The 25617-nt window shown below is 65.8% G+C and carries 21 protein-coding genes and 1 tRNA gene; 18 read left to right on the top strand and 4 right to left on the bottom strand.

The genetic code is table 11. The annotated features are described in order from the left end of the window. Nucleotides 1-144 precede the first annotated feature (144 nt). Together ACODSR_RS11940 and ACODSR_RS11935 are read left to right on the top strand one after the other, a co-directional pair. Nucleotides 145-1731, top strand: a complete 1587-nt coding sequence (locus tag ACODSR_RS11940; RefSeq protein ID WP_489076699.1) for a hypothetical protein — start codon at nt 145-147, stop codon at nt 1729-1731. A 91-nt stretch (nt 1732-1822) separates the two neighbouring features. Continuing rightward, complete coding sequence (locus ACODSR_RS11935; protein WP_489076697.1) at nt 1823-4519, top strand: TonB-dependent receptor domain-containing protein; 2697 nt, start codon at nt 1823-1825, stop codon at nt 4517-4519. Nucleotides 4520-4602: 83 nt separating this feature from the next. Here the strand turns inward: ACODSR_RS11935 and ACODSR_RS11930 are convergent, their stop codons facing one another. Continuing rightward, nucleotides 4603-5244 (bottom strand): prolyl hydroxylase family protein, encoded by a 642-nt coding sequence (locus ACODSR_RS11930; RefSeq protein WP_489076752.1) that lies wholly within the window; start codon nt 5242-5244, stop codon nt 4603-4605. A gap of 169 nt (nt 5245-5413) precedes the next feature. On the opposite strand from ACODSR_RS11930, the gene ACODSR_RS11925 reads away from it, so the two are divergent. From ACODSR_RS11925 to ACODSR_RS11850, 16 genes are all read left to right on the top strand, one after another. Further along, complete coding sequence (locus ACODSR_RS11925; RefSeq protein WP_489076695.1) at nt 5414-6223, top strand: type II secretion system protein N; 810 nt, start codon at nt 5414-5416, stop codon at nt 6221-6223. Further along, entirely contained in the window at nt 6220-8415 is a 2196-nt protein-coding gene (gspD, locus tag ACODSR_RS11920) for a type II secretion system secretin GspD (RefSeq protein ID WP_489076693.1), read from the top strand. Before ACODSR_RS11925 ends, gspD begins: the two co-directional genes overlap by 4 nt. A gap of 145 nt (nt 8416-8560) precedes the next feature. Continuing rightward, nucleotides 8561-10075: a type II secretion system ATPase GspE gene (gspE, locus tag ACODSR_RS11915; RefSeq protein WP_489076750.1), complete on the top strand. Its 1515-nt coding sequence runs from the start codon at nt 8561-8563 to the stop codon at nt 10073-10075. Then, nucleotides 10068-11285, top strand: a complete 1218-nt coding sequence (gene gspF, locus ACODSR_RS11910; protein WP_489076691.1) for a type II secretion system inner membrane protein GspF — start codon at nt 10068-10070, stop codon at nt 11283-11285. The genes gspE and gspF overlap by 8 nt, the downstream gene beginning before the upstream one ends. A gap of 93 nt (nt 11286-11378) precedes the next feature. After that, nucleotides 11379-11834: a type II secretion system major pseudopilin GspG gene (gene gspG / locus ACODSR_RS11905; RefSeq protein ID WP_489076689.1), complete on the top strand. Its 456-nt coding sequence runs from the start codon at nt 11379-11381 to the stop codon at nt 11832-11834. After that, a complete protein-coding gene (locus ACODSR_RS11900; RefSeq protein WP_489076687.1) occupies nt 11806-12279 on the top strand; it encodes a GspH/FimT family pseudopilin in 474 nt (157 codons plus the stop codon). Before gspG ends, ACODSR_RS11900 begins: the two co-directional genes overlap by 29 nt. A 115-nt stretch (nt 12280-12394) precedes the next feature. Further along, complete coding sequence (gene gspI, locus ACODSR_RS11895) at nt 12395-12757, top strand: type II secretion system minor pseudopilin GspI (RefSeq protein WP_489076685.1); 363 nt, start codon at nt 12395-12397, stop codon at nt 12755-12757. Beyond that, the gene (gene gspJ / locus ACODSR_RS11890; RefSeq protein ID WP_489076683.1) at nt 12757-13500 is read left to right on the top strand and encodes a type II secretion system minor pseudopilin GspJ; all 744 of its coding nucleotides are present in this window, start codon (nt 12757-12759) and stop codon (nt 13498-13500) included. The genes gspI and gspJ overlap by 1 nt, the downstream gene beginning before the upstream one ends. Then, nucleotides 13493-14482, top strand: a complete 990-nt coding sequence (gspK, locus tag ACODSR_RS11885) for a type II secretion system minor pseudopilin GspK (protein WP_489076681.1) — start codon at nt 13493-13495, stop codon at nt 14480-14482. Before gspJ ends, gspK begins: the two co-directional genes overlap by 8 nt. Continuing rightward, nucleotides 14479-15597 (top strand): type II secretion system protein GspL, encoded by a 1119-nt coding sequence (gene gspL, locus ACODSR_RS11880; protein ID WP_489076679.1) that lies wholly within the window; start codon nt 14479-14481, stop codon nt 15595-15597. Before gspK ends, gspL begins: the two co-directional genes overlap by 4 nt. Next, the gene (locus ACODSR_RS11875; RefSeq protein ID WP_489076677.1) at nt 15594-16079 is read left to right on the top strand and encodes a type II secretion system protein M; all 486 of its coding nucleotides are present in this window, start codon (nt 15594-15596) and stop codon (nt 16077-16079) included. Before gspL ends, ACODSR_RS11875 begins: the two co-directional genes overlap by 4 nt. Next, the gene (locus ACODSR_RS11870) at nt 16076-16798 is read left to right on the top strand and encodes a type II secretion system protein N (RefSeq protein WP_489076675.1); all 723 of its coding nucleotides are present in this window, start codon (nt 16076-16078) and stop codon (nt 16796-16798) included. Before ACODSR_RS11875 ends, ACODSR_RS11870 begins: the two co-directional genes overlap by 4 nt. Then, nucleotides 16795-17535, top strand: a complete 741-nt coding sequence (locus ACODSR_RS11865; protein WP_489076673.1) for a prepilin peptidase — start codon at nt 16795-16797, stop codon at nt 17533-17535. The genes ACODSR_RS11870 and ACODSR_RS11865 overlap by 4 nt, the downstream gene beginning before the upstream one ends. A gap of 39 nt (nt 17536-17574) precedes the next feature. Beyond that, nucleotides 17575-18423 (top strand): ImuA family protein, encoded by an 849-nt coding sequence (locus ACODSR_RS11860; protein ID WP_489076671.1) that lies wholly within the window; start codon nt 17575-17577, stop codon nt 18421-18423. Continuing rightward, complete coding sequence (locus ACODSR_RS11855) at nt 18308-19939, top strand: Y-family DNA polymerase (protein ID WP_489076669.1); 1632 nt, start codon at nt 18308-18310, stop codon at nt 19937-19939. The genes ACODSR_RS11860 and ACODSR_RS11855 overlap by 116 nt, the downstream gene beginning before the upstream one ends. After that, nucleotides 19936-23469 carry an error-prone DNA polymerase gene (locus ACODSR_RS11850; protein WP_489076667.1) on the top strand — a complete coding sequence of 1178 codons (3534 nt, stop codon included), beginning with the start codon at nt 19936-19938 and terminating at the stop codon, nt 23467-23469. Before ACODSR_RS11855 ends, ACODSR_RS11850 begins: the two co-directional genes overlap by 4 nt. 14 nt (nt 23470-23483) lie before the next feature. On the opposite strand, the gene ACODSR_RS11845 is transcribed toward ACODSR_RS11850, so the two are convergent. The 3 genes from ACODSR_RS11845 to ACODSR_RS11835 all read right to left on the bottom strand — a co-directional run bounded on the left by ACODSR_RS11845 (nt 23484) and on the right by ACODSR_RS11835 (nt 25548). After that, a tRNA-Pro gene (locus ACODSR_RS11845) sits at nt 23484-23560 on the bottom strand. A gap of 254 nt (nt 23561-23814) precedes the next feature. After that, nucleotides 23815-24018, bottom strand: coding sequence for a hypothetical protein (locus tag ACODSR_RS11840; RefSeq protein ID WP_119743806.1), 204 nt, complete (start codon nt 24016-24018; stop codon nt 23815-23817). A 156-nt stretch (nt 24019-24174) separates the two neighbouring features. After that, nucleotides 24175-25548, bottom strand: a complete 1374-nt coding sequence (locus tag ACODSR_RS11835; RefSeq protein WP_489076665.1) for a M20/M25/M40 family metallo-hydrolase — start codon at nt 25546-25548, stop codon at nt 24175-24177. Nucleotides 25549-25617: the final 69 nt, after the last annotated feature.

The following is a 25617-nucleotide window of genomic DNA, read 5'->3' as shown; positions in this document are numbered from 1 at the left end:
CGCCATTTCGTCACCAAAACAGAACAAGCCTGTCACCGGACGTCCCTAACTGCCCCTTCGGAGGGCGACAGGGGGCGTTGTCCGAATCAAATCCCCTGCGCTCCGCATAGCAACAAACCCGGTGTCCACCGGAGCGGAGACGACATGGCCAAGATTAACCGTATCCACACGATCCTGATGGCGAGCTGCGCCTGCATAGGCCTGAGCGCCTGCGGTGCAGACGACATCGCTTCGCCGGGCGAGGGCACCATTGTCATCCCCGCGCCGACCCCTGCGCCGACCCCCACGCCCACGCCGACCCCCACGCCGACCGGCGTGACCCCCGCCGCCAACTGCCCGACCATTGCAGGTTCCGCGCAGCTGGCGGACCTCGGCACCATCTCCGACGGTGGCAACACCTGGCGCAATTGCGGTTTCCCCGCACGCTTCACCAGCTCGACCGCGATCGCCAAGGTCGCAGGCGTCATCTATTCGCTGCCCGGCCGCGTCGATGTCGGCACCGACCAGGGCGCTGCCAGCACCAACACCGACGTCACGCTGACGATCGATCCGGGCGTCACCATCTTCGCCGCCACCGGCAACGCCTATCTGGCGGTCAATCGTGGCAACAAGATCAACGCTGTCGGCACCGCTTCGCAGCCGATCGTGTTCACCAGCCGTGAAAACGTCCTTGGCACCGCGACCGACCAGTCGTCGGGCCAGTGGGGCGGCGTCGTGCTGCTTGGCCGTGCGAAGATCACCGACTGTCTGGCCCCGGCCGCAGCACCCGGCACCACCGCGTGCGAGCGTGATACCGAAGGCAGCAGCGGCGCGCTTTATGGTGGCGCGAACGATGCCGACAGTTCGGGTCGCATGTCCTATGTCCAGATCCGCTATTCGGGCTTTGCTCTTGCGGGCGGCAGCGAATTGCAGGGCCTGACCCCGTCGGGCGTCGGCACCGGCACGGTGATCGACCATATCCAGGTCCACAACAGCTCGGACGATGGCATCGAAGCCTTTGGTGGCAGCTCCAACTATCGTTACCTGGTGCTGACCGGCAACGAGGACGACAATTTCGACTCCGACGTCGGTTATCGCGGCACCGTGCAATATGTCATCAGCGCCCAGCGTGCGAACAACGACATTGGCGACGGCTTCCTCGAAACCGACTCCAACGGTGGTTCGGCTGCCAATAATGGTGAGGACGCGCTGCCCCGCCAGTATCTGAAGATGGCGAACTTCACCTATATCCACCGTTCGACCACGGGCAGCAATGGTTCGGCCATGCTGCTGCGCGGTGGTGCGGATCTGGCGCTGGTGAACGGCATCATCGTTGCCCCAACCAACAGCTGCCTGCGCATCGACAGCACGACCACGACCCGCGACGCCGACACGGCGCTGCAGGATGCCGGCAAGCCGCGCTACATCTCGGTCGTGATGCAGTGCAACAGCACCCCGTATAAGGGCAGCCGTGGCGTCGATGCCGCAGCCGTCCAGTCGATCTTCGAAGCCGGTGCCAACAGCACGATCAGCTACACCCCGTCGCTGACCAGCCTGTTCATCAACGGTGCGACCGAAACCGCGCGCACCGCGATTGACCCCAAGACGATTGATGCTGCCTTCACCACCACCAACTATATCGGTGCGGTCAAGGATAGCAGCGACACCTGGTATGCCGGCTGGACCTGCAATTCGGTGACCGCCAACTTCGGCACCACCAGCAAGGACTGCACGGCGATCCCGACGACCTGATCGGACCCACGACCTCAACAGGGGCGGGGGAGCGTGCTGTCGCGCTTCCCCGCCTTCTTTGCACTGCAATTCCCAAAGGGGGACCCCTAGCATGTCGAAGCCGCTCAGCCTGGCGCGCCTGCTCCTGATTTCATCCGCTCTGGTCGCACCTGCCGCCATGGCGCAAACCGACCCGGCCGGCACGGACGCTGGCGGTGCCGTTACATCCGGCACGCCGACCGCCGCCGAACAGGCCGATTCCGATGCCGGCAATGTCGACGTGTCGATTCCCGGCGCGGACATCGTCGTCACGGGGCGCCGCACCACCAACGTGTCGCAGGCAGCCCCACAGGTCGTCAACGTCCTGTCCGCCGCCGACATCAAGCGCACGGGCGAAGGCGACATTGCCGGGTCGCTCCAGCGTGTCACCGGCCTGTCGGTCGTGTCCGGCGGCTATGTCTATGTCCGCGGTCTGGGCGATCGCTATTCGCTGGCGCTGCTCAACGGTTCGCCGCTGCCAAGCCCCGAACCCTTGAAGCGCGTCGTTCCGCTCGACCTGTTCCCGACCAGCGTGATCGCATCGACGCTGGTGCAAAAGACCTTCTCGGCCAACTTCCCCGGCGAATTTGGCGGCGGCGTCATCAATCTGACGACCAAGGCCATTCCCGCCGAAAGCTATCTGGAAATCGGCTTTGGCAGTTCGGCCAATACCGAAACGTCGGGGCAACTGGGCTATACCCATTATGGCTCCAAGTCCGACTGGACCGGTTTTGACGACAGTTCGCGCGACGTGCCGCCGCTGCTCAAGCAGGCGATCGGCAGCGGCGTTCCGTTCGCCAATATCGGCCGGACCGACCAGCAGGCGATTGCCATGCAGTTCCTGAACGCCGACACGTCGGTCGTGCAGCGGACCAACAGCCTGCCGTTCAACTTCTCCGGCTCGATCAACGCGGGTACGGCGGTCGATGTCGGCAGCGATGGACGGCTGGGCGTGATCGCCACCGCATCCTACAGCAACAAGTGGCGCACCCGCGACAATCTGCAGCAGGCATCGCTCGATGTCGGGGCAGGGGCTGGCAAAAGCTACCAGCAGGTCAGCACCGATAATGAGATCACGGTCAACGGCCTGCTGGGCGTCGGGCTGGAACTGGGTGACCAGAAGCTGCGCTGGACCAACCTCTACATCCGCGACACCACCAAGCGCAGCGCGCTGGCGGTGGGGCGCAATGACGGCACCATTCAGGATGCCGATTTCCTGCAGCAAAATACCGCCTGGTATGAGCGGCAGTTGATCGACACCCAGTTGGTCGGGGAATTCAAATTTTCCGATGCGCTGAGCCTCGACGTGCGTGGCGGCTTTGCCAATTCGCAGCGCGAAGCCCCCTATGAGCGCGAATTTGTCTATGTGCGGACCAATCGCGACCTGGCGACCGATCCGGTTGGTGACCGTTTCGTCAATGCGCTCAATCGCCAGCGCGGCGACGCATCGGCCACGTTCAGCGACCTCAACGAAGATTTGTGGTTTGCCGGCGCCGACTGGAGCTACAAGATCGCGCCGGGCTTCTCGCTGACGGCAGGTTACGCCTTCAACGACACAAAGCGTCGTTCGTCGCGCTATGAGCTGCATTTCGATGCCGTCAACCTGCCGGTGCCGGTGCAGCAACTGCGCCCCGACTATCTGCTGTCGGATGCGACGATCCAGCTGTACGACATTGGCCTGCTCGAATTTTCGGGCAACTATCCGGTCTATGACGCGGCGCTGCGCACCCATGCGGGCTATGCCCAGGTGCAGGCAAACCTGTTTGCGGGTCTTTCCGTCAATGCCGGCGTTCGCTACGAAAAGGGCGAAATGTCGGTGACGGGTATCGATGTCTACAGCACCGGGCTGACCCCGTTCAACGAAATCCGCAAGGATTACTGGCTGCCCGCCGTCACCTTCACGCTCGAAGCGGCCAAGGGTCTGCAACTGCGTGCCAGCGGGTCCAAGACGATTGCCCGTCCGCAATTCCGCGAATTGATCGCCCAGCCCTATCTCGACACCGAATCCAACCGTTTCTTCCGCGGCAACCCGTTCCTTCAGGACAGCCAGTTGTGGAATGCGGACATCCGGGCCGAATGGTATATGGGCAAGGACGAACGGATCACGGCGGCGGCCTTCTACAAGAAGATCGAAAATCCGATCGAGACCTACACGACCATCACCGACACCTATAATGTCACGACCAGCTTCGCCAATGCGCCCGAAGCGACGCTTTACGGTGCGGAACTGGAAGTGCAGAAATATGTGCCGCTGGACGGGTTTTCGGACTCGGACTTTTTCGTCAGCCGCCGGATCGCACTGATCGGCAACTATACCTACACCCAGTCGAAGCTGAAGGTTGGGGCGGGTGACACCACCATCCCCTATACCTACACCACTGGCGAGCTGCCGGCGGCGTCCGACTTCTTCCTCAATGGCGTGCCGCTGACGGGGCAGTCTGACCATCTGGTCAACCTGCAACTGGGTCTGGAGGATACCGACACGCTGTCACAGCAGACATTGTTGCTGACCTACGCCAGCGACCGCGTCACCAGCCGTGGCCCGAACCTGCAACCCGACATCAAGGAACGGCCGGGCGTACAGCTCGACTTCGTGGCGCGGCAGGCGGTCAAGCTGCCCGGCGGCATCAACAGCGAAGTCAAGTTCGAGGCGCGCAACATATTGGGCCGCAAGTTCCAGGAGTTCCAGGAACAGGACGGCAACCGCGTCTTTTATAACCGCTACAAGATCGGCACGACCATCGCTGCGTCGATGACGGTAGCGTTCTGATCTGACCGGGGCCGCGTTCGCGCGGCCCCGTGCGATGCAGGCGACCGGTCCGTTTCAGGCGGGCCGGTCGTTTTCGCGTTCGGTCACCCCCAGGGCTTTTCGCGATACCATTTGGTGATGACATGCTTCACCCCGGCGCGGACTTTCATGCCGTGGTGGAGACTCGCGGGATTGGGCTGCCCCGGTGCGATCCGGTTGTTCCAGGCGAGCAGCTTGCCGGTTTCCGGCTGGACGGTCTTGCCGATCTGGGGAAAGCGGGTTGCGCCGCCTGCCTTTGGTTCGTCCAGATAGACCATCAGCGTCCAGCTGCGGTTGCCCGCGACCGAGCAATATTTCGCATAGTCCGCGCCCTTGGGGTCGAAATAGTCGGTATGGGCCTTAAACTCCTGCCCGACATCATAGCGCTGGCCCTGGATTGGTTCGCCATAAGCGGGGTCGATCCCGGCAAAGGCGGCGAGCTTGGCGTCGATCATGGCGACGAACGGGTCGGCATGATCGAGGTCGCAGGTTTCGCTGGTGCGGAAATAACCATCGCCATTGGCGTCCGCGATGGTGGAGGGGCGGCGGTCCGCCTCGATCCGTTCGATCAGCGCGGCACATTCGTCCGCGACAAGGAAATCGCGCCGGATGAACAGGGTGAGGTCGCGGCTGGGGACACGCTGGACGCGGGGATGGCTGGCGATCCAGATCGGGTCGGCATCTGCGGCGGCGGGATGATCGGGCATGACACTCATAAACAAGGCCTGAGAGGGCGATTCTGCTACTGGCCAGGTCTGGAAATGCAAGCGCCATGACAGCGGAATTTCGCCTGTCACAAATCGGTCACATCACTGTCATCCAGCCGTAAGAGGAAGTGCTTAGCAGCGGCCCATCACAAAGGGGCAAGCAAGGCAGATGCGGGTGGCGATCGCCAACAGGTTGCGGGGTCGGTCGATTGACGGGCTGGCGTTGCTGGAAAAGGGGCTGATCGCCCTGCTGGCGCTGCAACTGGTGCGGCTGGCCTGGATGGTCGTGACGCCGGTGGGCAGTTTCGGCCCATGGGAAGGGCGGCAGGCGCAATTGCTGACCCCGGCCGCGCGGCAGGCTTTGTTCGCCAGCTTCGATCCCTTCTTTCGCACCGGCGCGCCCCAGGCAGCGGGCAATGGCGTCGTAACGTCGCTGGCGCTGACGCTGTATGGCATCCGATTGAACGAAGGCTCCGGCCTGGGATCGGCTATCATCGCTGCGCCTGACGGGGTGCAGAGCAGTTTTGCCGTGGGGGATGAAATCCTGCCCGGCGTGGTGCTGAAATCGGTGGCGTTCGATCATGTGACGATCGACCGGGGCGGGGCGGAAGAACAGATTTTCCTCGACCAGTCGACGCCCGCGCCGACGGCTGCCCCGGAAGGCGGCGAAACACAGGCGCCGCTCCCTGCGTCGCCGCCGCCATCGGCTGGCCCGACCGCCGACAGCCTGAAGCGCGACATTGGTTTTGCGCCCCGGATGCAGAATGGCCGGGTGACCGGGCTGGCGGTCAGCGCGAAGGGACCGGGCTTTGCCAGTGCCGGTTTCCGGCCCGGCGACATTATCAGCCAGATTAACGGCCAGCCGGTGGGCGACCTCCAGTCCATACAAAATCAGATCGCGCCCGGCGCGCGCCTGTCCCTGACCGTGGAGCGCGGCGCGGCTGTCGCTTCGGTGAACCTTATAGTGCAAGGCCAATGACCAGATATTTCCTCCCCCTTTCCGCCGCGCTTGCGCTGGTTCTGGCCGCGCCGGGCATGGCGCAGCAGACGCTGAACGTCCGCGATGCCGATATTCGCGCCTTCATTCAGGATGCCGCGCGGGTGACGGGGCGCACTTTCATCATCGACAATCGGGTGCAGGGGAAAGTGTCGGTCGTGACCGACCGGCCCTTGTCGCGCTCTGAATATTTCGAGATCGTGCTGTCCACGCTGCGCGCCAATGGCCTCGTCGCCGTGCCAGCGCCCGGCGGTGCCTATCGCATCCAGCCCGCCGATGGCGCGGCGGGGCAGCCCAGCAGCGTGGGCCGCGCGGCCAATCGCAACAGTTTCGTGACCGAAGTATTCCGTTTGCGCTCCATCGATGCGGCAAGCGCGCTGGAAACGTTACGCCCGCTGGTCAGCAAGGACGGGTCGGTGACCGCCAATCGCGCTGGCAATAGCGTGGTCGTGGCCGACTATGCCGACAATATCGCCCGCATCCGCCAGGTGATCGCACGGGTCGATCGCGATGTGTCATCGACGCAGATGGTGATGCTCAAAAATGCTGGCGCGCGCGAGATTGCGACGTCGCTTCAGGCGCTGGTGGCAAGCAGCGGCGGGGGCGAGAATGCTTCGCCATCGGCGGCGACCGTGGTGCCGATCGACAGCAGCAATGCCGTCGCGATCCGCGGCGACGCCAACACTGTCGCACGCCTTGTCGCGATGGCGCGGCAACTGGACCAGCAGGCCGCCAGCGGCACGGAAATCCGGGTCTATTGGCTGGAACATGCGGACGCCGAAAAATTGCTGCCGGTATTGCAGCAACTTGTCGGGCAATCGACCAGCCAGCCGGTGACCGCCTCCACTCCGGCAGCGGGCAGCGCGCCGTCGGCGAGCGCGGCGGCGGCACCGGTTGCGGCGGCGTCCTCCTCGTCCAGTGGCAGCGGCATTTCGACGCGCGGCGCGGCGATCGTCACTCGCTATGAAGGCGCGAACGCCATCATCGTCGCCGCCAATAGCGACGTGCAGCGGATGCTGGGCGAAACCATCCGCCAGATCGACACGCGCCGCGAGCAGGTGCTGGTCGAGGCGATCATCGTCGAGATCAGCGACGCGGCGGCCAAGAAGCTGGGCGTGCAATTCCTGATCGGCAGCACATCGACCGGCTTTGCTGCGACCAATTACAGCAATGCCTCGCCCAATCTGCTGACGCTGGCGGGTGCCTATGGTGCCAATCAGTTGGGCACGACGACGACAACGGTGGTTGCGCCGGACGGAACCCGCACCACAACCGAAGTCCGTGAAAATGGCGAACTGGCTGGCACCTTGCAGCAAGCCGCGATCAACAGCCTGCAAAGCGCGACCGGGGCGATTGCAGGCCTTGGCGGCAGCATCGGCAAGAACGGCATTTTCGGCGCGATCATCAATGCGGTGAAGTCCGACACGGAAAGCAATCTGCTCTCTACCCCTTCGGTGATGACGCTGGACAATCAGAAGGCGTCGATCCTGGTCGGACAGCAGGTGCCGGTGACGACTGGCGAGGCGCTGAGCCAGAATTTCGACAATCAGTTCCGCACCGTCCAGCGGCAGGATGTCGGCATCAAGCTGGAGGTGAAGCCCCAGATCAACACCGGCGGCGCGATCAAGCTGTTCCTGCGGCAGGAAGTGTCGAGCGTGGCCGGGCCGGTCAGCAACTCCAGCAGCGACCTGATCATCAACAAGCGCGAGATCGAAACCACGGTCACGGTCGATGATGGCGAAATATTGGCGCTGGGCGGCCTGCTGGACGATAATGAACGCAAGACGATCGAGCGGATTCCGTTGCTGAGCGACATTCCGGGCCTTGGCGAACTGTTCAAGTCGCGTAGCCGCAGCCGGACCAAGACCAATTTGATGGTGTTCATCCGCCCGACCATATTGCGGTCGAAGGAGGATGCGCAGAAGCTGACCCAGCAGCGCTACGGCTATGTCCGCAACATGCAGTTGCAGCGCAATCCCGACATGGAACCGACGATCGACGAACTGGTCCGCGACTATATGGGCGCAACCCCGCCGGTCGCCGCGCAGCCGGGCGATGCGGTAGTGCAGCCTGATGTGCCGGCTAACACGCCACAGGTGATCGAACCGACCGTGCGCCAGTCGAGCGGCGTGGTGCGCCCGGTCGAAATAGCACCGAGCGGAGAACGCAAGTGATGCACGCTCCTTTCCACCCGTTCGGGCTGAGCTTGTCGAAGCCTTCGCCTGAGCGGAGCGAAGGCATTGCTTCACTTCGTTCAGCAGGAGGCTTCGACTTCGCTCAGCCCGAACGGAGGTTTTTGTGAGTGAACCCGTCGCTATGATGCCGGTCACCGCCACCCCACGCGCCATCGATATTCCCTATAGTTTCGCGCGCAAGCATGGCGTGGTCCTGCTCCCGCAGGAGGGCGAACGCCTCGCCATCGCGGTGCGTGAGGGGAGTGATCCGCGCATCCTGCTCGAAGTCCGCCGCCATCTGGCGCGCAGTTTCGATGTCAGTTTCGTCGATCCGGCCGAATTCGACCGGCACCTGTCCAACCATTATGCGATGGATGGCAGCGCGGCGGCCATGGCCGGGTCGATCGATATGGGCGCGGACGAGCTGGATATGCTGGCGGCCGACATCCCGACTGCCGACGATCTGCTCGACAGCGCCGATGACGCGCCCGCTATCCGCCTGATCAACGGCATCATCGCCGAAGCCGCGCGGCAGGGCGTGTCGGACATTCATATCGAACCCTATGAAACCGGCCTTGTCGTGCGGATGCGGATCGACGGGGTGTTGCGCGAAACGCTGCGGATGCCGCCCCATGTCGCGCCGGTCGTGGTCAGCCGCGTCAAGGTGATGGCGCGGCTCGACATCGCCGAACGGCGCGTGCCGCAGGACGGGCGGATCGGCCTGACGCTGGGCGGCAAGCTGCTCGACGTGCGCGTATCGACTTTGCCGAGCCGGGCGGGCGAGCGGGTGGTGCTGCGCATTCTCGACAAGGAAAATGCCGGGATCACGCTCGACCTGCTGGGCATGAACGGCGTGCCGGACCGGATTTTCCGCGAAGGCCTCAGCGAACCCAATGGCATCATCCTGGTCACCGGCCCGACCGGATCGGGCAAGACGACGACGCTTTATGCCGGTTTGCGGCAGTTGAACGATGGCAGCCGCAATATTCTGACCGTCGAGGACCCGGTCGAATATGCGATGGAGGGCGTGGGCCAGACGCAGGTGAATGCCAAGGTCGGGCTGACCTTCGCCGCCGGGCTGCGCGCGATTTTGCGGCAGGACCCCGATGTGGTGATGGTCGGCGAAATCCGCGATCGCGAGACGGCGGAAATTGCGGTGCAGGCATCGCTGACCGGGCATCTTGTGCTGTCCACCGTCCACACCAATGACGCGGTCGGGGCGATCACGCGGATGCGCGACATGCGGGTCGAACCCTTCCTGCTCGCCTCCACCCTGCGCGCGGTCATCGCCCAGCGGCTGGTGCGGCGGCTGTGCCAGCATTGCCGCGAACCGGTGCAGGCGGACAAGTCGGCCAGCGCGCTGCTGGGCTTCGACCCCGGCACGATCATCTATCGCGCCAAAGGCTGCGGCGAATGTGGCGGCACCGGTTACAAGGGCCGGATCGGCGTGTTCGAGGCGATCCGGGTGGACGACACGATCCGCCGCCTGATCAACGATGGCGGTGATGAATCGCTGATCGCGCGCCACGCTTTCCTCAACGCCCCCAATCTGGGATCGGCGGCGCGGGCGCTGGTACGCGATGGGCAGACGACGGCGGAGGAAGCGATCCGCGTGTCGCGGCGCGACAGCGTGGACGCGGAAACTATCGTCGATGGCTGAGTTTGACTATGTCGCGATAGACCCGGCGGGCAAGGAACGGAAAGGCGCGCTGAAGGCCGAAACGCTGGAGGATGCGCGGGCAAAGCTGGACGCGCGCAAGCTGTTCATTGTCGAACTCAGCGTCGGCGCGGTTGAAGTGGCGCGCAAGCGGGCGGGCCTGTCGCTGCGCACCCCGCGCCTCAGCCCCAAGGAACTGACCCTGTTCACGCGCCAGCTTGCGACGCTCACCCAGGTCAGCCCGCTGGAGGAATCGCTGCGCACCATCGGGCGGCAGAGTGAGCAGGACCATGTTCGGCTCATTGTCGGCAAGGTCCATGGCGGCGTGATGGAAGGGCGGCGGCTGGCCGATGCGCTGGGCGTGGAGCCGAAAAGCTTTCCGCCGCTCTACCGCGCGATGATCTCCGCTGGTGAAAGTTCGGGCAGCCTGCCCGCGATCATGGAGCGCCTGTCCGACCTGATGGAGCGGCAGGCGCTGATGCGGTCCAAGGTGCTGACCGCGATCGCTTATCCGAGCGTGCTGGCCAGTTTCGCGGTGCTGGTGGTCGCGGCGCTGATGATCTTCGTCGTACCCAAGGTGGTCGAGCAGTTCGATACGGTGGGGCAGGAATTGCCGCTGCTGACCCGGATGGTGATGGGGCTGTCGGCGTTCCTTGCGGGCTGGTGGTGGCTGCTGCTGATCCTGATCGGGCTGGCCGGCGTCGGCTTCTGGCGCGCGATGAAGAATGAGCGCTTCCATTATCGCTTCGACGCGATGCTGCTGGGCCTGCCGGTACTGGGCAAGCTGATCCGCGATCTGCACGCTGCGCGGATGGCACGCACGCTCTCAACCATGGTGGCGAGCCGCCTGCCCTTGCTGGAGGGGCTGACGCTGACCGCCAATACGGTCCACAACCGGGTGCTGCGGCGTGCTTCGGATGATATTGTCGAGGCTATTCGTGGAGGCGGCAGCCTGTCGGCTGCGCTCAGGCGGGCGGGGGTGTTCCCGCCGTTGCTGGTCTATCTGGCGGCGAGCGGCGAAAGCGCCGGGCGGCTCGATACGATGCTGGAGCGGGCGGCGGACTATCTGGAACGCGAGTTCGACGCTTTTACCTCGACCGCGCTGGCCATGCTGGAGCCGATCATCATCATAGTGATGGGCGCGATCGTCGCCGTCATCATCCTGTCCATCCTGCTGCCGATTTTGCAGCTGCAAAGCCTGACCGGGGCTTAGGAGTTGAATATGCGTAAGACCCTTACCCTCCGTCATTCCCGCGAAGGCGGGAATCCATCTCTCAACGTCGAACCTGGATTTAAGGCTGGGGAGATGGATCTCCGCCTTCGCCGGGATGACGGGAAAAGAGACGGCGAAGCCGGCTTCACTCTCGTGGAATTGATGGTCGTCATCGTCATCATCGGCCTGTTGGCGACGATCGTGGCGATCAACGTCATCCCCGCGACTGACACGGCGCGGGTCGAGAAGGCGAAAGCGGACATTGCGACCATCGAACAGGCGCTGGAGCAATATCGGCTCGACAATCTGACCTATCCGGCGGGGTCGGACGGGTTGCAGGCGCTGCTCAATCCGCCCGCATCGCTGGCGCAGCCGCAGCGTTACCGGCGTGGCGGCTATATCAAGAAGCTGCCCGACGATCCGTGGGGCCGCGCCTATGTCTATACCGTGCCGGGGCGCAAGGGCGCGTTCGACATCAGTTCGCTGGGTGCGGATGGCCAGCCGGGCGGCGAGAGTGAAAATGCGGATATCTATTCCAGCGAACTCTGATCCGGCATCCGATGCAGGATTCACGCTGGTGGAACTGATGGTCGTCCTGACGATCATCGGTTTCATTTCGGCTGCCGTGGTTTTGGCCATTCCCGATCCGCGCGGGCGCGTGATCGAGGATGCCGACCGCTTCGCCGCGCGCGTGGCCGCCGCGCGCGACGAAGCGGTCGTGACGGCTGCGCCGATGGGGCTGTGGGTGTCCGCGTCCGGCTATGGCTTTCAGCGCCGCGATGGCGGGCAATGGGTGGCGCTGGAGGACAAGCCCTTCGTCACCGCCAACTGGAAAAGCGGCACGCGCGCGCTGGTCGGCAAGGACGGGCGGCAGCAGATTGCGTTCGACGGCACCGGCCTGCCGACCGATCCGCTGACCGTGACGCTGGCGCGCGAGGGCGAACGGGTTTCGGTGACGGTCGACATGGCGGGGAAGGTCATGGTCGGTGGGTAGGAACCTTATTCGGCGTGTTCCCGCGAAGGCGGGAACCCAGGCCCGCGACCTGAACTGGGTCCCCGCCTGCGCGGGGACGCGCTCAAGTGCCAATGAGCGCGGCTTCACGCCTTTGATGCGTTCCGCCCAACAGGGCTTCACGCTACTCGAAATGCTCGTCGCGCTGGCGGTGTTCAGCCTGGCGGCGCTGGCGCTGGTGCGGTTGCAGGGGGTGACGCTGCGCACGGCGGCTGATCTGGACAGCAAGGCGCTAGGCCAGATCGTGGCGCGCAACCTGATGGTCGATGTGCAGAGCGATCCCGTGCCGCCCTCGGTCGGTGAGGCGGATGGCGAGGTTCAGAATGGCGGGCGGCGCTGGCACTGGAGCCGGACCGTCAAGCCGACCGACGACCAGCGCCTGTTGCAGGTCGACCTGACCGTCGATGGCCAGCCCGGCGCGTCGCCGGTGGTGCTGAGCTTTGTGCGGGTGGTGGAGTGATGGCTGCGCGCCTCAACCAACATCCGTTCGCTTCGAGCGAAGTCGAGAAACGGCCAGCACTGTGCCAGACGTTTCACGACACGCTCGAAACGAACGGATGTGAAGGTGAAAAGATCAAGCGTGACGGCGGCTTCACCCTTATCGAACTGCTCGTTGCCCTCATGATCTTTGCGATGCTGGCCAGTGCTGGCGTCCTGCTGCTGGGTAACAGCGTGTCGGCGCAGGCGCAGGTCAAGGCGCGGCTGGACGATATGGCGGCGGTGCAGCGGGCGGGCGGGGCGCTGGCGGGCGATCTGGGTCAGGCGGTGCCACGCATCACCCGTACCGAGAGCGGTACGCTGGCCCCGGCCTTCTGGGCGCATCACGACAGCGAGGATCAGCCGGTGATGCAATTTGTGCGCTGCGGCTGGGACAATCTGGGCGATCTGCCCCGGCCATCGCTGCAAAAGGTCGAATATTGGGTGCGGCAGGGACGGCTGGAGCGGCGGACCTATGCGCAGCTGGATGGCGCGGCGGGGGATGAGCCGGCAGCGTTGCTGGAGAATGTCGAGGCGGTCGCGCTGAAATTCCGCGATGCGGCGGGCAAATGGCGCGACGACTGGACTCCGACCCAGCCTGACCTGCTGCCCCGTGCGGTGGAGATGACGCTCACCCGCACTGGCGAGCCGCCCGTCACCCTGCGCTTTCTGGTCGCGCCCGGCCCGGTCGAAAAGCCGATCATCGAAGGCACCCCCGGTGCCTGATCCGCGCAAACCCAATGAACGGGGCGCGGCGCTGCTGACCGTGTTGCTGCTAGTCGCAGTCATGGCGGTCGTCGCCGCGACCGCGCTGGAGCGGGTGGCGCTGGCCACGCGGATGACCGGCAATGGCGGCGCGATCGATCAGGCGCGCGCCTATGCCGATGCCGGTACGGCGGTCGCGCGCTTGCGGATCGGCGATCTGGTCGCGGCCAATCCGGCGAAGATCACGCTGGCGGGCGGCTGGCTGGGCGCGCCGCAGAGCATCCCGGTTCCGGGCGGCACGGCGACGGCGCGGGTGAACGACGGTGGCAATTGCTTCAACCTCAATAGCGTCGTGAGCGGCGAGAGTGAGGCGAGCCTGAAGGTGCGGTCGATCGGCGTATCGCAATTTCAGGCGCTGCTGGTGGCCCTGGGCGTCGATGCGCGGCAGGCGCAGGGTGCTGCGGCGGGGCTGGCCGACTGGATCGACAGCGATGGCGATCCGCAGCCGGGCGGGGCGGAGGATGCGGCCTATGCGCAGATGCAGCGGCCCTATCGCGCGGCCAACCGCCTGATGATCGACGCCAGCGAATTGCGCGCGGTGAACGGCATCACGCCCGCCATCTATGCGACGGTGCGGCCATGGGTGTGCGCGTTGCCGGTCACGGATCTGTCGCCGATCAACATCAATACGTTGCTGCCCGATCAGGCGCCGCTCTTCGCGATGCTGTTGCCGGGGCAATTGAGCGTCGCGCAGGCGCGGCAATTGCTGGCGCAGCGGCCCGTGGACGGCTACGGCAGCACGGTGCAATTCTGGGCTTTGCCCTCGCTCGCCGGCCTTTCGCCGATGACCGAGGTGGCCGAGCAGGTCAAATTGACGACGGGGTTTTTCGGAGTGGACGTGGCAGTGACTGTCGGGGGAACGCAGCTGGTGGAGCGGTCGCTGATCGACGCGCGGGAAAGCCCGGCGGTGGTGGTGCGGCGCAGCTGGGGCGCAGGGGCATGAGCGCGCGCGATGCCCTGATCGTCTTTCTGCCCGAAGCGGCGGATGCGCCGCCGCACTGGATGCGGGTCGCGGATGGCGCGCTGGTGCAGTCGGGCGAGGGCGCGAACTGGCTGGCGGTTTGCGGTATAGCGGCTTTGCCCGATGCTGCGCGGGTGATGCTGGTGCCGCCGGCGGCTCTGGTGGCGCTGCACTGGACGCTGCATCCCGACTTGCCGGTGCGGCAGGCGCGGGCGGCGGCGCGGCTGGCGGCGCTGGCGGAGGGCATATTGCCTGCCGATCAGCTGTTTGCGGTGACCGATGCGCAGGATGACCCGGCGCAACCCCATATTGTGGCATTGGCAGCGCGCGGCGACATGCAGCATTGGCTGCTGTGGGCGCAGCATCATGGGCTGGACCCCGACATGATCGTGCCTGCGCCCCTGTTGCTGCCGGAGCCGGAGGCGGGTTTTTCGCGCGGCGTCATTGGCGGCATGACGGTGTTGCGGGGCGCGGACATGGCGCTGACCGGGGACATGGCCTTGCCCACGCTGATCGGCGACGCGCCGGTGACCGATGTGTCGCAAGGCGTGATCGAGGGACGGGCGATCGCCGCGCTGGATGCCCCGCCGATCGACCTGCGGCAGGGTGATTTCGCCAAGCGTGTGCGGCGGCAGGTCGATCAGCGTGCGCTGAAACGGGTGGCGTTGTGGAGCGGACTGATCCTGTTCGCCGCGCTGCTGATCGCACTGGTCGGCATCGTCAAAAGCCATCGCGAGGCCAGTCGGCTGGACGCAGACAGCCTGGCGCTGGCGCAGCAGGTCGTGCCCGGCGCAAGCGATGCGCGCCAAGCGCTTGGCGCGATGGAGCAGCAGTTGGCCGCGCGGGGCGCTGGCGGACGGGCCTTTACCGCCCCGGTGGCGGCGCTGATGGCAGCGATGCAGGATGCGCCCGGTGTCGCGCTCACCAGCCTGTCGCGCGACCCGGACGGGATGCTGCGGGCGACGCTGGCGGCGGCGAAGGCGGATGACATCAACATCGTGCTGCTCGCGCTTCAGGCAGCGGGCTTCACCATTACGGCGACACCCGCGCAGGAGCCGGGCGGGCGGACGCTGGCAGAGATTACGGTGCGGTCATGATGGAACGGATGCATGTCATTTGGGCGGAACGATCGCCCCGCGAACAAGTGATGCTGGGCGTGATGTTCGCGCTGCTGGCAGGCGTGATTCTCTGGTTCGGGGTGGCGATGCCGCTCGACCGGGCGCAGCGATCGGCGCGCGATACGCTGCTGGAGGCGACGGATCGCAACGCAGCGGTGCGCGCCGCCGTCCGGCAATTGAAGGCGCTGCCCCGTGCGGTGGAAACCGGCCCGGCCGCGCCGCTCGACCAGCTGGTCGGGCAGGGCGCAGGCGAAGCGGGCCTGACACTGGAACGCGCGCAGGCGCAGGGCGCGGACCGGATGGAGATTGCCATCGCCTCAATCCGGCCGGTCGCGCTCTTTTCCTGGATCGCGACGCTGGAGGCGCAGGGGGTGCGGGTCGATACGATGAGCGCGCGGCCTGCGCCGACCGCCGGCAGCCTCTCGGTGCAGGCGGTGCTGGTGCGGGGAGCGGGGCAATGATGGGCCTCACCCTCTCGCGCCGGATGCGGATTGCGTTGCTGGTGATCGTGCTGCTGGGCCTGCTCCTCTTTTTGCCGATGCGGGTTGCGCTGGGGCTGGCCGGGCTGGAGCGGCTGGGCGTGGCTGCGCGCGATGTACGCGGAACGGTGTGGAGCGGACGGATCGACCAGCTGATGCTGGGCGACATGCCAATGGGTAGCGTGCGCGCGGGGCTTTCTCCGCTGGCATTGCTGACAGGCCGGGCGCGGTTCGACATTGCCCGGACCAAGGGGCTGGCCGACGACATATCCGGTGCGCTGACCGTCGGGTTCGGGCGGATCGGGGTGGATGATGTGAGCGGCGCGGTGCCGCTGGGCCGCACCTTCGCACCGCTGCCGATCGCCAGCCTCCAGATGGAGGATGTGTCGGCCTATTTTACCGGCGACCGTTGCGGTCATGGCGAAGGGCGGGTGCGGGCGCGGATGGCCGGGCAGTTTCCGGGGCTGAACCTGTCGCAGGGCTTTTCGGGCGCGGTGGCGTGCGATGGTGACGCGCTGTCGCTGCCGCTCGCCAGCCAGTCGGGCATGGAAACGATCGCGCTGCGTATCTGGCGGTCGGGCCGCTATAGCGCGACCATGCGGGTCGAGACTGCCGATCCCACACTGGCATCATCGCTGGGGCAGGCGGGCTTTGCGACGGTCGGCAATGCGCAGGTGCTGAAGGTCGAAGGCACATTGTGACCCCCATATTGGCGGCGCTGCTGGGCGGGGTTGTCGGCGCGATTATCGGCAGTTTCCTCGCCACCCTGATCCTGCGCTGGCCGCAGGGGCGTGGGGTGACGCGGGGCCGGTCGGCCTGCGATGTCTGTGGCCGGACTTTGACCCCGCTCGATCTGATCCCCTTGCTCAGCGCCCTGGTGCAGCATGGCCGCTGCCGGACGTGCGGTGCGGCGATTGATCCGCTGCATGGGCGGGTCGAACTTAGCTGCGCGGTCATCGGTGCGCTGGCGATAGGCGCGATGCCGGATCTGGGCGGGATTGGCTGGGCTTTGCTCGGCTGGCTGCTGCTGACGCTGGCGGTGCTGGACTGGCGGCACTTTTGGCTGCCCGATGCGCTGACCCTACCGCTTGCCTTTCTGGGCCTGACACTGGGCCTGTGGGCGACCGATGTGGCGCTGGTCGACCGGATTATCGGCGCGGCGCTGGGCTATGGCAGCCTGCTGGCGATTGCGCTCGCCTATCGCGCGATGCGCGGGCGTGAGGGGCTGGGGCTGGGTGACGCGAAGCTGCTGGGGGCATTGGGCGCGTGGTTTGGCTGGCAGACCTTGCCCTTCATCCTGCTGATCGCGGCGCTGACGGGGCTGGGTGTCATGCTGGCGACGGGCCGCGCGAAAGAGGCGACGGCGCGGGTGCCGCTTGGCACATTTCTGGCGCTGGCGGCGGTGCCCGGCTGGTATCTTGCGCACTCACTGTTCTGACGACTGGCGCAAAGGAACGATAGAACATATAGTGAACATATGCGCGATTCGTCTCCTGTTCTTGCCCGGTTGAGGGAGAGCCTGCAACAGCTGGAGCCACGCCGCACGACTGCGCCCGCTGCGCTGTTCGCGCTGGGGCATGACGGGGTCGATGCGGCGCTGGGTGGCGGGCTGGCGCGTGGGCGGCTGCATGAACTGTTCGCCGATCAGGAGGATGCCAGCAGCGGCGCGGGCGTTGCTGCCCTGTTTAGCCTGCGCGCGGGGGAAGGGCGGCCTTTCCTGTGGCTGCGTACCGAAGCGATGCAGAAGCGGGTCGGGCAGCTGCACGCAACCGGGCTTGTCGAACTGGGCATCGACCCCGCCAATATGCTGCTGGTGCTGGCCCCCGATGATGCGGCTTTGCTCCACGCGGCGGCAGAGGCAGCGCGCTGTGCCGGGCTGGGCGCGGTGCTGGTGGAAAGCTGGGGACCGATGCGTGGGCTGGACCTGACCGCCAGCCGCCGCCTGATGCTGGCCGCTGAAGCGTCGGGCGTCACCCTGTTCCTGCTGCGAATCGCCGCCGATGCCGCGCCGAGCGCTGCCGATACACGCTGGCGGGTCAGTGCTTCGCCCTCGATCGCGCTGGAGGCGGACGCGCCGGGCGCATCCTTGTTTCAAATCGAATTGCTGCGTCGGCGCGCCGGTCCCCCGGCCGGTCCCTGGCGCATGGAGTGGGACCGTGACCGACTATGTTTCAGACGTCCCGATGGACGAAGCGTGGGAGGCGGAGAGCATGACGATCGCGACGTCGGCGCCCCGGCACCGCCGCTATCTCGCCCTGTTTTTCCCCTGGCTCCCGGCGGAGCGGTTGCGCCTGACCCGGCCCCATTTGTGCGCCGGGCAGGATGAACGGCCCCGCGCCTTTGTCGAGAAGGTCCGCGGCGCGCTGCGGCTGGCAGCGGTGGATGAGGCTGCGGCGGCGCTGGGCCTGTCGCCCGGCCTGTCAATGGCCGACGCCCGCGCGCGCGTGCCGGACCTCGACCTGTTCGACCATGTGCCGCATGAGGATCAGGACTGGCTGGAGCGGCTGGCTGATGGCTGCACCCGCTATACGCCCACCGTGGCGCTCGATCCGCCCGACGGGCTGATTCTCGATACCAGCGGTTGCGATCATCTCTTTGGCGGGGAGGCGGGGCTGGCGGCCGATCTGGAACGGCGGCTTGCGCGGCTGGGCGTGGCGGTGCGGCTGGCCTTTGCCGGGACGCCGGAGGGCGCGCGGGCGCTGGCCCGCTATGTCGCAGGGGCCGCCTGCGACGAGGATAGCGCAATCCGCCGCCTGCCCGTCGCGGCTCTGGAACTGGATGAAGAAGCGACGCTGGCACTGCGCCGCGCGGGACTGAAAACTATCGGCGATGTCGCGCGTCGCCCGATGTCGTCCATCGCCGCCCGTTTCGGGGCAGGCGCGGTGATGGCGATCCGCCGTATCGTGGGGGAGGCGGACAGCGCGCTGACCCCGCGCCGGGTCGTCCCGCGGCTGGGCGTCGAGCGGCGCTTTGCCGAACCGGTCGCGCGCACCGAAACCATGATGACGATCCTGGCTGAACTGGCGGGCGAAGCGGCAGAGTTGCTGGAACAAAGGGGCCATGGCGGACGCCGGTTCGAGGCGCTGTTTTTCCGCAGCGACGGGCTGGTGCGCCGCCTGACCGTGGAAACCGGCGCGCCGATGCGCGACGTGCCTGCGCTGATGCGCTTGATCCGGGAACGGATCGACAGCCTCAACGACCCGATCGACCCCGGTTTCGGTTTCGACCTGTTGCGCCTGAACGTCCCGCTGACCGAGCCGCTGGGTGCGTCGCAATTGCGGCTGGAGGGCGGCGCGACCGGCGAGGCGGCGGTGACGGCGCTGGTCGAGCGGCTCAGCACCCGGCTGGGGCGCAACCGGGTCCGCCGCTTTGGCGCGCGCGACAGCCATATGCCCGAACAGGCCGAATTCGCGCTGCCCGCGCTCGATGCGCCGCCGTCCGACCTGTGGGCAACGCCGCAATCGGGTGAGCCGCCGCTGCGCCCCATCCATCTGTTCGATCCGCCCCAGCCGATCGAGGTGCTGGGCGCCGAAGTCCCAGACGGCCCGCCCCGGCGCTTCCGCTGGCGGCGGGCACTGCACGAAGTCGCCCGGTTCGAGGGGCCGGAGCGGATCGCCGGGGAATGGTGGCGCAGGCGACCCGTCTCGATCGAACTGCCCCGGCCCGGCAGCGATCCGGGCGAGGTCGATATCCGCTATCTGCTGGGCGATGCGCCGGACCATATTCGCGACTATTACCGGGTGGAGGACCGGCGCGGCCGCCGGTTCTGGATCTTCCGCCTCGGCTTCTTCGAGCCGGACAAGCCGATGCCGCGCTGGTATCTGCACGGCCTGTTCGCATGAGCCGGGAACGTCAACCTGGTTCGTTCGACGCAGCGCTGCGGGCGCGGCGATCCGAGCCACCATCGCCCGCGCCGGACTTCGCCGAGCTGGTGGCTGCGACCAATTATAGTTTCCTGCGCGGCGCGTCGCACCCGGCGGATATGGTGGGGCAGGCGCTGGCGCTAGGCCATGCGGGCATCGGCATTGCCGATCGCAACACGGTGGCCGGGGTAGTGCGGGCGTGGAGCGCGCTTAAATCGGTGCGCAAGATGCTGGCCGAGGATGCCGAGGATCAGGGCATACGGGCCGGCGAAACCGCGCAGTCGGCCACAGAACGCCGCCATCTTGCGGCGCAGGCATTGCTGCTGGCGCAGGCTTTCCGTCTCGTCACCGGGGCGCGGCTCTGCTTTGCCGACGGGACGCCGGACATCATCGCCTACCCCATCAATCGCCATGGCTGGGGACGGCTGACCCGGCTGCTGAGCGTCGGCAATCTCAAGGAGACGGTGCAAAAGGGCGATTGCGACCTGCGCCTGTCCGACCTGATCGACCATGCGCAGGACATGGTCCTGATCGTCATGGCGGGGGAGGCGGACGAAGCGCTGCTGGTGAGGCTGGCGCAGGTCGTGCCGGGCGCGCTGTGGATCGGCGTCACCATGCCGCGCGCCGGGCCGGACCGCCGCCGCCTCGCCCGACTGGCGGCGATGGCGCAGCGGCTGGGGCTGCCTTTGCTCGCCACCTGCGATGCACTCTATGCGATGGCGCAGGATCGGCCGCTGCACGATGTCGTCACCTGCATCCGGCATGGCGTGACCCTGCGTCAGGCGGGGCGGCGGCTGGAGGCCAATGCCGAGCGGCATCTGAAACCCGCGCGTGAAATGGCGCGGCTGTTCCGCGACTGGCCGCAGGCGGTGGATGCGTGGCGCGACGTGCTGGACCGGATCGCGTTCGATCTGTCTGACCTCAAATATGAATATCCCCATGAACCGGTGCCGGAGGGGTGGGCGGCACAGGACTGGCTGGAACATGAAGTGTTGCGGCTGGCGGGCGAAGCCTATCCCGATGGCGTGCCGGACAAGGTCCATGCGATGCTGGCGACGGAGTTCGCGCTGATCCGCACGCGCAACTATGCCTATTATTTTCTGACCGTTTATGAAGCGGTGCAGTTCGCCCGCAGCCTCGATCCACCGATCCTGTGCCAGGGCCGCGGGTCGGCGGCCAATTCGGCGGTCTGCTATTATCTGGGCATCACCTCGGTCGATCCGACCAAGCATAATCTGCTCTTCTCCCGCTTCATTTCGGAGGATCGCGACGAGCCGCCCGACATCGACGTTGATTTCGAGCATGAACGGCGCGAGGAGGTGATCCAGCATATCTATGCCCGCTATGGCCGCGAACGCGCCGCCATCGCCGCGACCGTGATCCATTATCGCCCGCGCAGCACGGTGCGGGAGGTCGGCAAGGTGCTGGGCCTGTCGGAGGATGTGACCGCGCGGATCGGCAGCACCGTGTGGGGCAGCCATGCCAGCGGCATGGCGGAACGGCGCTTCCGCGACGCCGGGCTGGATGTGGGCAATCCGCTGATCATGCAGTTGAAAGAACTGGTCGATCGGCTGCTGACCTTCCCGCGCCATTTGTCGCAGCATGTCGGCGGTTTCGTGCTGACGCAGGACAGGCTGGATGAAACGGTGCCGATCCACCATGCCGCGATGGCGGATCGCACATTTCTGGAATGGGACAAGGATGATATCGACGCGCTTGGCCTGATGAAGGTGGATGTGCTGGCGCTGGGGATGCTCAGCTGCATCCGCAAGGGCTTTGCGCTGATGCGCGACCATGGCTTGGGCGATATGACGCTGGCGTCGGTGCCGGGGGAGGCCGCGCCGGTCTATGACATGCTGTGCCGGGGCGACAGTGTGGGCGTGTTCCAGGTGGAAAGCCGCGCCCAAATCAATATGCTGCCCCGCCTGCGCCCGCGCACCTTCTACGATCTGGCGGTGCAGGTGGCGATCGTGCGGCCTGGCCCGATCGAGGGCGACATGGTCCACCCCTATCTCGCCCGCCGGGCCGAGGCGCGCGATGGCAAGCCCAAAAGCTGGTCCTTTCCTTCGCCTTCACCGCCCTATCCCGCCGATGAGTTGCATGGCGTGCTGGGCCACACCTATGGCGTCCCCCTGTTTCAGGAACAGGCGATGAATCTGGCGATTACGGCGGCCGAATTTTCGCCCGCGCGCGCCAATCAATTACGCCGGGCGATGGCGACGTTCCGCAATGTCGGCACGATCGGCGAGTTTGAGGAGCAGATGGTCGGTGGCATGGTGCGGCGCGGCTATGAGCGCGCCTTTGCCCAGCGTTGTTATGACCAGATCAAGGGCTTTGGCAGCTATGGCTTTCCCGAAAGTCACGCCATTTCCTTTGCCCGGCTGGTCTATGTCTCGGCCTGGCTCAAATGCTATCAGCCCGCCGTGTTCGCCGCAGCGCTGCTCAATGCGCAGCCGATGGGTTTCTACGCCCCGGCGCAAATCGTGCGCGACGCGATCGAACATGGCGTCATGGTGCGCGGCATCGATGTCAATGCCAGCGGCTGGGACAATGGGCTGGAGCCGATTGCGGCGGACGATTCCGATGCGGGCAAGCATTGGACCCCGGCCAATCGCCGCTGGGGCGACATCGTGCCGCGCCACCGGCAGGACGGCGCGTTCGCGCTGCGGCTGGGCTTTCGCCAGATTGATGGGTTTCGCGAGGCATGGGGGGAGGCGATCGCGGCGGATCGCGTGGCGTCCGGTCCCTTCGCGTCGATCGAGGAATTGGGGCAACGGGTGCGGCTGTCCGCCCGCGCGCTGCATCTGCTGGCCGATGCCGACGCCTGCCGCTCGATCGGGCGGGCGCGGCGTGACGCGGCCTGGGACGTGCGGCGGATGCCAGCAGGCGAACTGCCGCTATTCGCCGCCGCCCGTGCGCGCGAACTGGGGGAGGAAAGCGATGCTGCCCTGCCGCCCATGCCCTTATCCGAGGCAGTGGCGGCGGATTATCAATTGACCCGCCTGTCGCTCAAAGAACATCCCATGACCTTCCTGCGCCCGGTTTTCGCGGCGGAAGGGCTGTTGACCAGCGAACAGATCAGCGGCGTGAAAAATGGCGCGCGGGCCAAAGTGGCAGGCGTGGTGCTGGTGCGGCAGCGACCCGGCAAGGGCAATGCGATCTTCGCCACGCTGGAGGATGAGACCGGCATCGTCAACATCCTGCTCTGGGCCAGGATGCTGGACCGCTATCGCCTGCCGGTCATGGCCGCACGGCTGATGGAGGCGCATGGCGTGGTGCAGCGGGTGCGGGAGGGGCCGGTCGATGTGCTGCACCTGATGGCGGATCGCATCGTGGATCGCACCGCCGAACTCGATCGCCTGTCGGAGGATCATGCCACACTGATCGAGGCGGGACCGGGCGAAGCAGGTGATGAGGGTAGGGCCGTTCACCCGGTCATGTCGCGCGTGCGCACCCATGGTCATCCGCGCAATGTGCGGATATTGCCCGGATCACGCGATTTTCATTAGCGATTTTTGTGAAGTGGTCGGGGAGACAGGATTCGAACCTGCGACATCCTGCTCCCAAAGCAGGCGCGCTACCAGACTGCGCTACTCCCCGACGCCTCGCGCCTTAGCGGCCTATCGCGCGTCCCGTCAATCGGCGATCAGTGAAAGAAGAGCCAAAGTAGCAGAATGATGGGGATCGGCACGCCGATCAGCCATAATAACAGACCCTTGCCCATGATATTTTCTCCTGTCGCGGTTCAGAATCAACCGATGGGCAGACGGAGAGGTTCCCGATCCCTTGGGCACAAACAAAAAGGGCGGGCCGTGGATACGGCCCGCCCTTCGGAAATCTCGCTAATGCGAAGATTACATCGCGTTCGCAGCGTTGTTCGCAGCGTTCGCGGCGTTGTCAGCAGCGTTCGTTGCATTTTCAGCAGCGTTCACGGCGTTTTCAACAACGTTTTCCACGACGGCGTTCGAAGCGTTCGCGGTTTCGTTGGCCGGCTTCTCACCGCAAGCGGCGAGGGCCATCAGGCTGGCCGAAGCGAAAACAGCAGCGATCTTCTTCATTGTGTACGGCTCCCATAGCATTATGCCGCGTCAGGCACGTTACGATGTGACCCTACGCGAGCGACCCGCATTAACGTGTGCGTTGCACAAATCAATGCTTTTCTGCGCCGGTGAAACGAAGGAATCACGCGACAGGGCGTTGTCTACTATAAAAGTTCAGTTAACGCCCAATGTTTCTGATGCATGGGCGATCAGGTTCAGCGTCACCGCCCAGGCGGCGACATTCTGTCGCAACTGTGCCGGATCGACCTTGTCCAGCGTATCGTCGGGCGTGTGATGCAGGTCGAAATAGCGGGTGCCATCCTGTTGCAGGTCGATCACCGGCACGCCTGCTTTGACCAGCGGCGCGATGTCGGCCCCGCCGCCCGCTTCCTGTTTGCTGGCCCCGATGCCCAGAGGCGCAAGGGCCGCTGCGATGCGGGTAGCGAGCGCCTCATGCCCCTGCGGCAGTTTGAAATCGACGCGCCAGACGCGATCGGCACCAAAGTCCGATTCGATCGCCAGCGCATGTTTCTCCGCGCCATGCGCCTTATAATAGGCGCGCGCACCGTCGCCGCCGACTTCTTCCGCGCCTGCCATCAGCACGCGAATGGTGCGGCGGGGCTGGCCGGCCTTCGCCACCTGCAACGCTGCAGCCGCCGCGATGCCGCAGCCGGTCGCATCGTCGATCGCGCCGGTGCCCTGGTCCCAACTGTCGAGATGGCAGGCTGCGACCACAACGCCAGCCGCCGGATCGCTACCGGGAATTTCGGCGATGACATTGCCCGATGGCTGATCTTTCAGCATTTTCGACGTCAGCGTCAGATGGAGCTTCACCGGCTGCCCGCGCGCTATCACCCGCGCCAGTTGCTCGGCATCGGGGACCGAAAGCGCGGCGGCGGGAATCGGCGTCACGCCATCGGCCCACATCTGCACCCCGGTATGGGGCAGGCGGTTATGATCGGTGCCGATCGAACGGATCAATATGGCGATCGCGCCCTTTTTCGACGCGATGCTGGGTCCCTGCCGCCGCGCTGCACCGAAATAGCCATAGGAAGAGCCGTCCTGCGTCGCTGCCATATCGTGGCTGACGAAGGCGATCTTGCCCTTCACGCTGGCGGCGGGCGCGGCTTCCAGATCGGCGATGGTCGGGAAATAGACGACGTCGCCCTCTATCCCCTTGTCCGGGGTGGATCCGCTATTGCCCAGCGCTGCCAGCACCAGATTTTGCGGGAAGGGGGAGAGGATTTTCGCCTCATCCCGACCGCGCACCCATACCGGCATGACATAAGGTTCGGCGCGCACATTGCTGAACCCCAGCGCCTTGAGCTTGGCCACTGCCCAGTCGCGCGCGCGCGCTTCCTGAGGCGTACCGGCGGGACGCGGGCCGACTTCGGTGGTCAGCCCTTCGGTAAAGTCCCATGCGACATCATCCTTGAGCGCCGCGTCGCGAATCGCGGCGCTGTCTGCCGGTGCGGCATGGGAGAGGACGGGGGTGAGGAGGCTGCCAAGGAGGAGGGCGGCAAGCGTGCCCGATCGGATTTTCTGCATGGGTAAGAGCGTAGCGAGCCATCGCCCATTTGCCAATGCGTCCCGCCTCCGCTAACTCCGCGCCAAATC

It is taken from the genome of Sphingobium sp. FG125, assembly GCF_057809795.1.
The sequence above is the reverse complement of the archived record's forward strand: the minus strand, read 5'-3'. Positions and strand labels throughout refer to the sequence as shown.